Below are 12,641 nucleotides of genomic sequence, written 5' to 3' on the forward strand. Positions count from 1 at the left end.
ATTGCTATATCAGGCAAGTCCTATTGTCAATAGGCTTTGAGACGCGCTAACCCTGTATCATCAACAAGTTTCAGTTTTTAGTATTAAGATTTACCCAAAAACTGACTAATTTGAAGTTGCAGTTTTTCTCGTAATTTTTGCGCTTGTTGATAAACTGCTGTACGCCCTTTCTTTGAGTGGTTATCCAATTCTGCTGATTCTAAAGGTTGAATAAAATAACGCAGACGAGTTCTCATTGCCCAAATTCCCATTGAGGGAAACAGAAGTAAGACCAGCATCAAAGGCGAAAAAGGCAAGAATGGTAACTTTACTAGTCGTTGCAATTTGGTGAAATTAACAGCCCAAGAATGTAGAAATTCACTACCGATGCAAACTACTGGGAGAATGGGAATATGATAGCGATCGCTCAACTGAATAAAACTCACATCAAACTTTTCTAGTTGATAGCGTCTTCTCCAACCTTTCAAAGGCCCGCGGATACCTTCGGGTGCATATAAGATAATTTTACCTTGAGCGATCGCTGATTCAAAATTATCTAATTCGGCTCGCACCCCACCTAAAACCTGCGACCATTTAGGCGGTAGCCACCAAATCACCCAAGGATGCTCAAATAATGCTGGACTTGCTATGGGTTGTACCACCCATCCTTTCGCTTGATTTAATAAATAACCCAAGGTCAAAAAGTCCCAAGGAAAACACATGCCGGCGTGATTCATTGCTACAATCAATGGCCCTGTTGACGGCAAGTTTTCGACTTGTTGCAATTCTCCCCGAAAATAGTATTTAACAATGGGCCCAAGAATTTCTGAGCCAAAAGCTTGTTGATATTTGGGATCAAATTCGCCAGTTTCTTGGCGGGGTGAACGAAAGCCCAAACGCAACCAACGACTCAGCATCGCTAGATAAAATCCGCCAGGAATTAAAAATAATCCATATTCTAACCAATTCCAACCATCTGGATCGGTATGATAGTGCTGCCAATGGCGATTGAATAAAATTAGCCAGCCTGGAGGATAACAAAGACAAAACCAATCAAACCAGCTAAATATATAGCCTTCACCTGGTGCATTTTCCAGTTGAGTGTTTAGGAGGTTTTCGGAGTGTTGATTAATCAAAACAGTTATTTAGGCAAAAATTTTATTCAATGTGCATGATAACTTTCTAGTTTTGCCATTGGTATCCTACTGTAGAAGTAAAATTAACTACATATTTTTAAATCTATTTCAGATTTATTTGCCAAAATTAGCAATGATTTGGAAACTTTGAGCAAATGCAAAATATTAAACAAAATTAATTTAGGTATGAAGCATGAAAATATAGCGCCGCACCAAATTTTTGGCGATGCGTGATGGCTGAGAATCATCAAATTGCCTTAAATAATACTATTGTCGCATCACATACTAGACAAAATTTAATGTTTATTTTATATATACCTTCTACATTGAACAGTAATCAGTGTTCATGGATTACTAAATATTGATGTTCAGCCAAAAGATGAAATTGATAACAACTGATGATTGTTGAAATTCTTCCTCAAGCTGGAGACAAATGGCGAGACACCTGTCTTACTCTTCCTACTATGGAACTAGGAAAGCCACTCAAAATTTCAGATTTAATCCGTGAACTTCGGCAGCAACTTGCTCTATCTCAGGAAAAGTTTGCAGCCAAGTTGGGAGTTTCTCTGCGAACAGTCAATCGCTGGGAGAACGGATCTACAGTGCCTTCACAGATGGCACTAAAGCTAATTGAAGAAATGTTAGAGAAGATGGGCGAACCCAAAAGACTAGTGAACGAGTATCTCCCAAAAACGCAGCAACGGGAGGACTCTTAATGATGATGGTGAAAGTACCCGAAAAAATTTTGATGATGCGTTCTGGGTTTATAGCTTATGGTGTGATGATTGTGGCAGTCATAGCGGCGCTAGTGCTGACAAAACTGTTGCTGCCAGTCTTTGATCCGAGCGTATTTACATTATTTTATGCAGCTGTGGCAGTCAGCGCCTGGTATGGCGGCATGGGGCTTGGAGTGTTAGCGATCGCCTTATCTGTGACAATTGCGCTCTATTTTTTGATCGAGCCAGTCTACTCGTTCGATTTACTCAGCTTGAAAGTCTTGGTACGATTAACCACCTTCTCACTAGTATCCTTCTTAATTACTGCCCTCTCTTCAGAGTTACGAACTGCTAGACGCAAGGCAGAGACAAGCCTAAAATCGTTGCAAAATAGCGAAATGCGGTTTAGCCGACTGGCAGAATCCAACATCATTGGGGTGATCGTAACTAATGTGAACAATGGCTTGATCGTGGAAGCCAATGAGGCTTTTCTGAAAATGATCGGCTATACGCGAGAAGATTTCTCCGCTAACCAAATAAACTGGCGCGAGATTACCCCACCTGAATATCTTCTTTTGAGTGAGCGTTTAGTAGAAGAACTGAAAACTACTGGAGTATGTAAGCCCTTTGAAAAAGAATACATTCGCAAAGATGGCGATCGCATTCCCGTTCTGCTCGGTTCTGTTGTTCTAGGAGACACTCCAGAAACAGTCATTGGCTTTGTTGTTGATTTGAGCGAACGCAAACAAGCAGAAGCAGCATTACAACAAGCCAATGAACGGAACACACGCACTCTAGAAAACATGAGTGATGCATTTATTACTCTAGACCGGGACTGGCGAATCATCTACCAAAATGCCGAAGCAGAGCGAATTAACGGCAAATTCCGCACAGAGGTCATTGGTAAGTCACACTGGGACGAGTGGACTGTATCAGTAGGCACGAATCTAGAGCGTCATTACCGTTGGGCGATGGCAGAGCAAATTCCCGTCCACTTTGAGTATCACTACTACTTACCACCCAAGTATGACTTGTGGCTGGAGATTCACGCCTACCCTTGTGAAGATGGTCTTGATATTTTCTTCCGCGACATCAGCCAACGCAAACAAGTAGAACAAACCTTGCGGGAAAAGGAGGAGCGTCTGAGGTTAGCTAATGAGCGGTTTGAGTTAGCTGCCTCTGCGGTGAACTGTCTCATTTATGACTGGAATCTAGAACAGGATAGCGTTGAAAGAACCGAAGGGTTAAGAATTTTGGGCTATTCTCTCGCTGAAGCTGAACCAACTGGTAATTGGTGGTGCGAACTTGTCCATCCAGAAGATTTGCAACGTGTACAAGAGGCGGTACTTGCTTTGGCAAATAGCGATCGCTATACTGCCGAGTATCGAATTCGCAACAAAAACAATCAGTATATCTCTGTGTTGGATCAGGGGATAGTAGTGCAGCGAGATGCTGATGGAAAACCAGTACGCTTAGTTGGCACCACTACAGATATTAGCGAACGCAAACAGGCAGAAGAAGCAGTCCAAGCAAGTGAGGAGCGGCTGAGGAGTTTTGTGAAAGCGAATATAGTTGGCATCCTCTTTGGTGATGTGAATGGTAGCATCACTGAAGCCAACGACGAGTTTTTGCGAATTGTGGGCTATACCCAGGAGGATATCCAGACAGGTAGACTATGCTGGGCTGATATCACGCCCTCTGAGTACCAATATTTAGATGAACTGGCTATTGCCGAGGCAATAGCGAAAGGAACCTGTACTCCTTATGAGAAGGAATTTATTCGCAAAGATGGTTCCAACGTACCAGTTGTAGTTGGCTACTCCCTTTTAGGAGAATCTCGGCATAAATCAGTTGCATTCATTCTGGATATTAGCGATCTCAAACAAACTAAAAAAGCCCTGAGTCAAAGTCAAGAGCAATTTCAAGCTTTTATGGACAATATTCCCGCCGCAGCATGGATTACAAATGCAGACGGGCGTGTACTTTATCTCAGTCCAACTTATTTGAGCACATTTGATTTAGCAAAAAATAAGGCGATTAATAAAAATATTTTTGAGCTATACCCAGCCCAAATCGCTCAACCTCTCCTCGATAACATTAGAATGGTTGCTGAGACGAATCAGGTTGTGCAAACGATTGAGTCTGCCCCACGCACAGATGGCACTCTCGGCGAATTTTTGGTTTATAAGTTTCCCATTGCCAATGCATCTGGGCAACGTCTGGTAGGAGGAGTTGCAATTGACATCACCGAACGCGAACGCATCCTTCGGGAACGTCAGCTTGCAGAACAAGCCTTACAAGAGCGCAGTGAAAGACTTAAACTGCTCTCGGAAACAACCAGTGATTTGCTTTCAACCGAGCGCCCCTTGGATTTAATGAACAGCTTGTTTAGCAAACTCTCGGCGCAGATGGATTTGCATTTTTACTTTCACTATCTAATCGATACACACGAAAATAAGCAGAAACTTCGGTTAGTAGCTTGGAATGGTATTACTGATGAAGTATTTCAAGCAATTGAATACCTGGAATTTAATGAAGGGATGTGCGGACTAGTGGTGCAAGAACGCCGTCAAATCGTCGTCAATAATGCGCTGCACTCTACCCATCCAAATGTCCACATCCTCCATGCTTTAGGAATCACAGCCTATGCAGGTCAACCCTTAATTGCTCAAGGAAAGCTGCTGGGTGTTCTCTCTTTTGCCAGTCGCACCCGTACCCACTTCACTTCTGGGGAAATTGCTCTATTACAAGCAACCTCCGATCAGGTGGCGGTTGCTTTGGAACGCGCTCAGTTAATGGCTTCATTGCAGCGACGCAAAGAAGAGTTGATCCAAGCTAACCGAATCAAAGATGAATTTTTGGCGGTTCTTTCTCACGAACTTCGCACGCCGCTAAACCCGATCCTGGGATGGTCGAAGTTACTGCAAACGAAAAAGTATGATGAAGCAACCACCACTCGCGCTCTCGAAACCATTGAGCGTAATGCCAAGCTGCAAACCCAATTAATCGAAGATTTACTGGATGTCTCTCGGATTCTGCAAGGTAAACTTAGTCTGAATATTGCTCCTGTAAATCTGGAAACTGCGATCGCCGCAGCTATAGAAACTGTACGTCTAGCCGCTGAAGCCAAATCTATCAGTTTACAATTTACAGTTTTAGACTGCGGCGTGAGCGCTCAGTCGAACGGTTTTGGATTAGAAAATTCTCACAGAAATTTAGAATCTATCGATTTTAACAACCAACCAGACAATTTGAGATCCAAAATTTCAAATCCCAAATTTCTAGTCACAGGTGATTCCGGTCGCTTGCAGCAAGTTATCTGGAATTTACTTTCTAATGCTATTAAGTTTACACCCCAAGGTGGACAGGTAGAAATCAGTTTAGAGTCTGTTGATTCTCAGGTTCAGCTGCGAGTTAGTGATACAGGTAAGGGAATTAGCCCTGACTTTTTACCATTTGTTTTTGACTACTTCCGACAAGCTGATGGTGCAACTACCAGAAAATTCGGCGGACTGGGCTTAGGATTAGCTATTGTTCGTCACATTGTCGAGCTACATGGCGGCAAAGTAAAGGCAGAAAGTTTGGGTGAAGAAGAGGGAGCAAGTTTTACAGTTATGCTACCGCAGATCAATATTCATCTAAATAATCAGCAAATTGTCTCTAAACCTGATGATTCGCCCGATCTAAATGGGGTGAAAGTTCTGCTTGTAGATGATGAGCGTGATACGCGAGAGTTAATTGCTTTCATTTTACAGCAGGCTGGCGCGGTAGTAATCCAGGCGGCATCGGCGATGGAAGCACTACGAATTATGCCTCAGTTCCAGCCAAATCTGCTGTTAAGCGACATTGGAATGCCGGAAGTAGACGGCTATATGCTGATCCGTCAAATTAGAGCTATGTCACCAGAACTTGGAGGGAAAATTCCCGCGATCGCCCTTACAGCTTATGCTGGTGAGGTTGATTATCAGCAGGCGATTGCCGCCGGATTTGGGCAGCATATCACCAAGCCTGTGGAACCAGCTAAGTTACTTCGAGCGATCGCTAACCTAATTTATAGTTGTAGCAATCTGCGTTAGCTCCCCAATTTCTTTGAGAAGTTGCGGATCTGGTGTTAATTGAGAGACTTAATTAAGCTTATAACTCGTTCCTTGACTTCATCTCGAACGCGGCGAAAAGTTTCAATTGATTGCCCTGCTGGATCGTCAAGCTGCCAATCTTCAAACACATCTCTTAACACCCACTCTTCGGGTAAATTGACACCACAACCACATAATGAAATCACAGCATTATAATCATCAGCATTGAAATCACTTAAAGGCTTAGAAGTTTGATTGCTAATATCAATTCCAATTTCCGCCATAACTTCAACAGTAACGGGATCTACCTCACTTGCTGCCAAACCAGAACTAGCAACAGCAACTTTACCTTCTCCTAATATTCGCGTAAATCCTTCTGCCATTTGCGATCGGCGCGAATTATGCTTACAAACAAACATTACTTTTTTCATGATGTTGTTATTTCTTGATATGTAGACAGGAGAAAAATCTTATAAACTCCGATTGGCATTAAGTTCCAGGGCACTATTTGCTACCTTAATGGTTTCTTGTACTGCTTTTTCTTTACGTTCGCTGTGGCGGTCTGTTAGGTAATCAACCTGATCGCTCAATAGCAGCGTAAATTTGTACAGTTCTTCCATAACATCAATGACGCGATCGCGGTAAGGTGAATCCTTCATCCTTCCGTCTTCGTTAAATTCTTGGTAAGCTTTCGCCACTGAAGACTGATTGGGAATCGTAAACATTCGCATCCACCGCCCCAAAATTCGTAGCGTATTGACAGCATTAAAAGACTGAGAACCACCACTAACTTGCATGATTGCTAAGGTTTTGCCTTGAGTAGGTCTGACTGCTCCTAAACTTAAAGGAATCCAGTCAATTTGGTTTTTCATAATGCCAGTAATATTACCGTGCATCTCAGGAGAAGACCACACTTGACCCTCAGACCAGATGCTCAATTCCCGTAATTGTTGTACCTTGGGATGAGTATATGGCACACTGCCATAAATGGGTAATTCGCAAGGATTGAAAAACCGAACTTCTGCACCCAATCCCTCAACGATTTGAGCGGCTTCTTCTGCTAACAAGCGGCTATAAGAACGCTCTCGCAAAGAACCATATAAAAACAATATTTTTGGTGGATGATCGAAAGAGGTCATGGCAATAAATAACAAGTTCTAATTCACACAATTTTTTCTTAATCTTATTTCTTAAGCACAACACGACTTATTAACAGCCTGTCCCACCATCACATTTTGTTCTGGCGCTGTATCTCCCACCTTCACCACAAAAACTTCCCAACGGTTCCCATCTGGATCTGTTACCCAAACCTTATCTTGCAAAGCGTAGCAACAATCAGTATTATCCTCAGTAAATAATGCTAATCCTGCCTTCGTAAATCTTTGGATCGCCGATCGCACTTCTTCTGTAGTTTCAACTTGTATACCCAAATGAGACAATGCACCACCAGTCTGGACGCTAGAAGCTAAATTCAGTGTGAGGTTTAGCGCTGGGCTAGAAATATCAAACTTGGCATAGTCATCCTTATATTTCACAGGTTCCACACCAAACATTGCTCGATAGAATATTACAGACTTTTCAATATCAGTAACATTCAAAGCCACATGAGTTTTCAGCAGTGCCATAATTTTGCTCCTTGTAGGATTTTCAAAATATTTATAAGCTTCTCGATTCAGGTGTTGTGAAATAATGTTTTTCAAACCAAAAAGCAACATTAACCAGACCAATTAATACAGGCACTTCCACCAGAGGCCCGACAACGGCAGCAAAAGCAACACCCGAATTAATGCCAAACACTGCGATCGCCACTGCGATCGCCAGTTCAAAATTATTTCCTGCCGATGTAAACGCTACACTTGCAGCTCTAGAATAGTCTGTCTTAACGCACCAAGCCATGTAAAAGCTGACCAGAAACATGATGACGAAGTAAACGATTAGTGGAATTGCAATTTTCACCACATCCAAGGGTATCTGAACAATCAAATTCCCTTTCAAGCTGAACATAACCACGATTGTAAATAACAAAGCAATCAGCGTGATGGGGCTGATTTTAGGCACAAATTCTTCGTGATACCATTGCTTGCTTTTCACCTTTACTAAGAAGAAACGAGTGAAAAATCCAGCTAAAAAGGGAATACCGAGATAGATAAATACACTTTTGGCAATCTCGGCAATGCTGACATTCACAACACTACCTTGTAACCCAAACCGTGGCGGCAGTACTGTGATGAAGAACCAGGCATAAGGACTATAAAAGATAACTTGAAAGATACTGTTAAAGGCAACCAATCCAGCCGTGTACTCTGTATTGCCTCGTGCCAAATCACTCCACACAACTACCATTGCAATACAACGAGCTAATCCAATCAGAATCAACCCCGTCATATATTCTGGATAACCGTGTAAAAAGAAAGTCGCCAGAGCAAACATCAAAATTGGCCCAATAATCCAATTCTGAACTAGTGACACACCAAGAATTTTTCCGTTGCGAAATACATCCCCTAACTCTTCGTATCGCACCTTGGCTAAAGGTGGGTACATCATCAAAATTAACCCGATGGCAATTGGTATATTGGTTGCTCCCACCTGAAACTGGTTGATAAATGCTTCTATTCCAGGAAAGAAATAGCCTAAACCAACACCGATAGCCATTGCTAAAAAAATCCACAAGGTTAGAAAACGGTCAATAAAAGAGAGGCGTTTTGAAGTTTTTTTGCTCATTACGGAGTTCATACAGCTTACATAATTTCAAGTTTCATAATGAACAAGTTGGTTGGTTTGGATGATTGTCCATACCTAAAACTTTCCTTCTTTCCGTAACAACTCCCCAATTGTCAGATTCATCTCTGCTTTTCCTTCAAATACTGTTCCCACTTTGCCTTGATACAAGTGAACGTAATTGAGGTGCTTGCTGTCATTTGGTAAAGGTATATAGCCCACAGCACTAGCTGTTATTGGTGCTTTATCAATGTAAAATTCTACAAACTTGTTTACCAATCCTTTATTTTGGTTATCTCGAAGATTAACGTAGATAAACAAAGGTCGAGCAAGTGGCTGATACTGAACTTTTTCTACAGTTTGAGGTGATGGCAATACTGCACCTTTGCCGTTGTCAATTGCCAGCGCTTTTAACTTATCTTGGTGTTTTTCGTAATAGGCATAACCAAAGTAACCTAAAGCATTTGGATCTTTGCTGACACCATCCACCAATACTTCATCATCTTCACTCGCTGTATAGTCATTACGACTTCGGATACACTGTGCTAGAACCATCAATCTTAATCGTAGTCACCTTCGTCGAATCAGTGACCTGTGTAACCTTTGGCGCGCTGAGTTTCTGTTGATGAATTGGGTGTAGATGTGCAACTGCTCGCAAAAGCCAACACTCCAAATAAAATAGCTAATTTTTTTGCTATTGCGTCCATTGACTTCACCGTTATGGGTAATTTTGAAAGTATATTTATCTCATTTCAAAAAAACTTGATATGTCAATACCAAGCATAGCACCATATAGAAAAATCCATCAAAAAAAGTTGATGTTTTAAGTCAAGAGCGGTAGAACCCAATTTGCTTAATCTTTCTTGGAAATATCGACTAGAGCCTTAAAGCCAACCGGAGCCATTCGGGCGTAGTCATGTCTGAAGTCGCTATCCTTTATTGCTAGACCAAGACCAACTATTAGAATTCCAGAAACGATCACTTGAGCAAACAATCTGTTCAGCATCACAAAGGTTCCTATTAGACAGTAAGCAATTTTATTTAGACGGTGGTATTAGCCATAACATCGTTGATAGCTAAATAAATTAATTCAGCGCAAACGGAATCAGTCCTAGTTGACACTTCTAGGGTTTGAAGGTATTACCATCGTTGATAGCTAAATAAATTAATTCAGCGCAAACAGAATCAATCCTAGTTGACACTTCTAGGGTTTGAAGCTGTGAGATTCTGGTTTCAATGAATTAACTTATCTGAACTCTTTCCTAATCGCAGCAGGGACGCGCAGATGAAATTACACTATTACGGCTAAAATCTGCCAGATATGCCTCTAAAACGTTAAATTGGGGCAAATTCAAACTGTAATAAATCCAACGTCCTTCCTGACGAGAGTTAACTAAGGCAGCTTCCTTGAGGGTTTTCAGGTGAAAAGATAGTTTTGACTGACTTACCCCCAAGACCTCGCACAAATCACACACACATAATTCTCGCTTTCGTAGCAATTCCAGCACACTAATCCTGAGTGGATCAGAAAGGGCATGAAAGCCAGCAGGAATTAAATGAGAAATAGTGGTAGCGGGGGTTTGCATGAATCGAATTTCGGTAAAAGATGCTATCTCTATTGTGAAGCAGAGACTACAGCTTCAGGTTGATAGCGGATACCAGCTTGCTTAAAGCGATGTAAAGCTTCACCCAAGCGATCGCAATCTGCAATCAAACTTATCCTTACATAACCCTCACCTGCAACCCCAAAAGCGTTACCTGGGGTTAGAACAACACCAGTTTGCTGCAACACGTTTAAGGCAAAATCAGTGGAACCCATGCCCACAGGACACTTCACCCAAAGATACATTGTCGCCTTAGTTTTAGGGATATCCCAACCCAACTCTCCTAATCCTTGAATGAGGAAATCGCGGCGGGTACGGTAGCGTTGTTGTACTTCGTGCAAATATACATCTGGCAGTTGCAAAGCGGTTTCGGCTGCTGTTTGTAAGGCGGCAAAAATGCCGTAGTCCAAGTTAGTTTTCAGTGTGCGTAAACCTTGAATTACATGGCGGTTCCCCACCACAAACCCAACGCGCCAACCAGCCATATTGTAGGTTTTAGATAAGGTGTGAAATTCCACACCAATATCTTTTGCACCAGGAATTTCTAATAAGCTAGTGGGTTGATAACCATCAAAAGCTAACTCGGCATAACACAAATCATGCACCAGCAAAATTTCATGTTTGCTGGCGAAGGCGACGATTTCTTCAAAAAATTCGCGGGGGGCGGTGGCAGCAGTGGGATTGCTGGGATAGTTGAAATAGAGAATTTTAGCTTGTTTGGCAACCTCATCAGGAATGGCAGCTAAATCGATTAACCAGTCATTTTCTGGTTTGAGGATCAAACTGTGGATTTTGCCGCCTGCGATCGCTGGGCCCCGGAAATGTGCAGGATAAGCGGGAGAAGGAACCAGAACTAAATCACCAGGGTTAACGTAGGCGAGTGCTAAATGGGTTAATCCTTCTTTAGAACCGAGTAGCGGTAAAGCTTCACTATCAGGATCGAGAACCACACCATAACGGCGATGATACCAGTTGGTGATCGCGCGGCGGAAACTAGCTGTGCCCTCAAAGGGTGGATAACCGTGATTGGCGGGATCTTTTAAAGCAGCGATCGCCGCTTCTACAACTGGTGCTGGCGTTGCACCATCGGGGTTTCCCATACCCAAATCAATTAAATCCAACCCTTGTTCCCGTGCTTTAGCTTTCAGTTCATCTAAACGGGCAAATACATAAGGTGGTAGTTTTTGTATGCGTTCTGCTGGGACAATCCAATTTAAACTCATAAAACCTCGTCACTGATTCCCTTAGGCGAAACTCGATTTGTAGTGTCTTTACTATCTATAGGTGCAGTGGTAGAAACCATTGCCGCCATCAACTGTTCCAACGCGACTTTAAATGGTAGTCGATGGATGTCAGAATTAGGAACTAGGGCAATTTCAGCGGCTGTTTGCAACTCACCTAATGTAATATTGCCCAATCCCAAATCACTTAATTTTTGGGGTAGTCCAATTTCTGTATAAAACTTTAACAACTGTTGTCGTGCCGATGCGGCTAGTTGATTACCTTGTAGCATTTCTTCTAAACGCAGTTGCACCAAAATCCCAAAAGCAACTTTTTCGCCATGAATACTGCCATGTCCTGAAATATGAGTTAAACCATTATGCACGGCATGGGCTGCAACTGTGCGACATTGCGCCCCTCCAAGTCCCCCAACTACCCCAGCGAGTAAAACAGTGGCATCTACCACTTCTTGCCAAACCTCACTACCTGGTTCTTTCAGGGCGGTGGCTGACTTTTGCAAGAGGATATCTCGCAAAACTCGTGCTTGTTGCACTGCGGCAATAATTAAAGTGTCTTGCAAATGTCCACTGCTAACTGAGGCTTCATACCACTTAGCGATCGCATCACCAATTCCAGCTATTAAAGTCCGTTGTGGTGCAGTTTTAATCAAGTCATAATCGAGTATCAATAAATCGGGACAACGAGATAGCCCGACATCGTAGAGAAATGCCCCATCTTCCGAATAAACATTCGACAAGGCACTCCAAGCTGCACAAGTAGCCCCGGAAGTAGGAATTGTCACCACTGGCAACTGTAACTGCTGCGCGACTAATTTCGCTGTATCTAGGGCTTTGCCGCCACCAACACCAATAATCACATCAGCTTTATGTTCTTTTGCCGTCTTCTTTAAAGATTTCAGACTAGCTTCGCAGCAATCTGCACCATAAGAAGCTTGGACAGTTTGTAACTGTTGCCTTTCTAAAACTGGTTGCAAATTTTGTTGGCTGATGGTGAGAGTATATTCACCTGCCACAATCAAGGGACGACTTCCCAAACAGGCAATCTCAGCTGCGGCGGTTTGCAACACCCCAGAACCACGCATTACTTTTGCGGGGGAAACTGTGAGTGTAAATAATGAACTAGAGGTTTGAGTAGACAAAGAAGGTTGAGTAGAAAAATTATTGGGCATAT

The 12,641-nt window shown here is 42.5% G+C and carries 11 protein-coding genes; 2 read left to right on the forward strand and 9 right to left on the reverse strand.

All coding sequences use genetic code 11. From position 1 onward, the window contains the following. Positions 1 to 83 precede the first annotated feature (83 nt). Complete coding sequence (locus tag HWQ44_RS09450) at positions 84 to 1,115, reverse strand: 1-acyl-sn-glycerol-3-phosphate acyltransferase (RefSeq protein ID WP_292717877.1); 1,032 nt, start codon at positions 1,113 to 1,115, stop codon at positions 84 to 86. A 398-nt stretch (positions 1,116 to 1,513) separates the two neighbouring features. On the opposite strand from HWQ44_RS09450, the gene HWQ44_RS09455 reads away from it, so the two are divergent. Both HWQ44_RS09455 and HWQ44_RS09460 read left to right on the forward strand, forming a co-directional pair. Beyond that, positions 1,514 to 1,831 (forward strand): helix-turn-helix domain-containing protein, encoded by a 318-nt coding sequence (locus tag HWQ44_RS09455; protein WP_334728529.1) that lies wholly within the window; start codon positions 1,514 to 1,516, stop codon positions 1,829 to 1,831. Then, positions 1,831 to 5,907, forward strand: a complete 4,077-nt coding sequence (locus HWQ44_RS09460; protein ID WP_292717879.1) for a PAS domain S-box protein — start codon at positions 1,831 to 1,833, stop codon at positions 5,905 to 5,907. Before HWQ44_RS09455 ends, HWQ44_RS09460 begins: the two co-directional genes overlap by 1 nt. A gap of 35 nt (positions 5,908 to 5,942) precedes the next feature. On the opposite strand, the gene arsC is transcribed toward HWQ44_RS09460, so the two are convergent. The 8 genes from arsC to HWQ44_RS09500 all read right to left on the reverse strand — a co-directional run bounded on the left by arsC (position 5,943) and on the right by HWQ44_RS09500 (position 12,639). Further along, the gene (arsC, locus tag HWQ44_RS09465) at positions 5,943 to 6,338 is read right to left on the reverse strand and encodes an arsenate reductase, glutathione/glutaredoxin type (RefSeq protein ID WP_292717881.1); all 396 of its coding nucleotides are present in this window, start codon (positions 6,336 to 6,338) and stop codon (positions 5,943 to 5,945) included. 39 nt (positions 6,339 to 6,377) lie between these two features. Next, positions 6,378 to 7,046 carry an arsenical resistance protein ArsH gene (arsH, locus tag HWQ44_RS09470; protein ID WP_292717883.1) on the reverse strand — a complete coding sequence of 223 codons (669 nt, stop codon included), beginning with the start codon at positions 7,044 to 7,046 and terminating at the stop codon, positions 6,378 to 6,380. 51 nt (positions 7,047 to 7,097) lie between these two features. After that, positions 7,098 to 7,532, reverse strand: coding sequence for an ArsI/CadI family heavy metal resistance metalloenzyme (locus HWQ44_RS09475; RefSeq protein WP_292717885.1), 435 nt, complete (start codon positions 7,530 to 7,532; stop codon positions 7,098 to 7,100). Between the two features lie 31 nt (positions 7,533 to 7,563). Further along, a complete protein-coding gene (arsB, locus tag HWQ44_RS09480; RefSeq protein WP_292717887.1) occupies positions 7,564 to 8,628 on the reverse strand; it encodes an ACR3 family arsenite efflux transporter in 1,065 nt (354 codons plus the stop codon). A 75-nt stretch (positions 8,629 to 8,703) separates the two neighbouring features. Beyond that, positions 8,704 to 9,180: a hypothetical protein gene (locus tag HWQ44_RS09485; protein ID WP_334728528.1), complete on the reverse strand. Its 477-nt coding sequence runs from the start codon at positions 9,178 to 9,180 to the stop codon at positions 8,704 to 8,706. A 707-nt stretch (positions 9,181 to 9,887) separates the two neighbouring features. Then, entirely contained in the window at positions 9,888 to 10,211 is a 324-nt protein-coding gene (locus HWQ44_RS09490; protein WP_292717890.1) for a metalloregulator ArsR/SmtB family transcription factor, read from the reverse strand. Between the two features lie 29 nt (positions 10,212 to 10,240). Continuing rightward, positions 10,241 to 11,452 carry an aspartate aminotransferase gene (locus HWQ44_RS09495; protein WP_292717892.1) on the reverse strand — a complete coding sequence of 404 codons (1,212 nt, stop codon included), beginning with the start codon at positions 11,450 to 11,452 and terminating at the stop codon, positions 10,241 to 10,243. Next, positions 11,449 to 12,639 (reverse strand): iron-containing alcohol dehydrogenase family protein, encoded by a 1,191-nt coding sequence (locus HWQ44_RS09500; protein ID WP_292717894.1) that lies wholly within the window; start codon positions 12,637 to 12,639, stop codon positions 11,449 to 11,451. The genes HWQ44_RS09495 and HWQ44_RS09500 overlap by 4 nt, the downstream gene beginning before the upstream one ends. Positions 12,640 to 12,641: the final 2 nt, after the last annotated feature.

Source organism: Nostoc sp. JL34 (assembly GCF_017114945.1).
Lineage (GTDB): Bacteria > Cyanobacteriota > Cyanobacteriia > Cyanobacteriales > Nostocaceae > Nostoc.

Bases quoted from the DNA above. Each gene is read 5' to 3' on its own strand.
- HWQ44_RS09455 (WP_334728529.1), top strand. From the start codon at position 1,514: ATGATTGTTGAAATTCTTCCTCAAGCTGGAGACAAATGGCGAGACACC.
- HWQ44_RS09460 (WP_292717879.1), top strand. From the start codon at position 1,831: ATGATGATGGTGAAAGTACCCGAAAAAATTTTGATGATGCGTTCTGGG.
- arsC (WP_292717881.1), bottom strand. From the start codon at position 6,338: ATGAAAAAAGTAATGTTTGTTTGTAAGCATAATTCGCGCCGATCGCAA.
- arsH (WP_292717883.1), bottom strand. From the start codon at position 7,046: ATGACCTCTTTCGATCATCCACCAAAAATATTGTTTTTATATGGTTCT.
- HWQ44_RS09475 (WP_292717885.1), bottom strand. From the start codon at position 7,532: ATGGCACTGCTGAAAACTCATGTGGCTTTGAATGTTACTGATATTGAA.
- arsB (WP_292717887.1), bottom strand. From the start codon at position 8,628: ATGAGCAAAAAAACTTCAAAACGCCTCTCTTTTATTGACCGTTTTCTA.
- HWQ44_RS09485 (WP_334728528.1), bottom strand. From the start codon at position 9,180: ATGGTTCTAGCACAGTGTATCCGAAGTCGTAATGACTATACAGCGAGT.
- HWQ44_RS09490 (WP_292717890.1), bottom strand. From the start codon at position 10,211: ATGCAAACCCCCGCTACCACTATTTCTCATTTAATTCCTGCTGGCTTT.
- HWQ44_RS09495 (WP_292717892.1), bottom strand. From the start codon at position 11,452: ATGAGTTTAAATTGGATTGTCCCAGCAGAACGCATACAAAAACTACCA.
- HWQ44_RS09500 (WP_292717894.1), bottom strand. From the start codon at position 12,639: ATGCCCAATAATTTTTCTACTCAACCTTCTTTGTCTACTCAAACCTCT.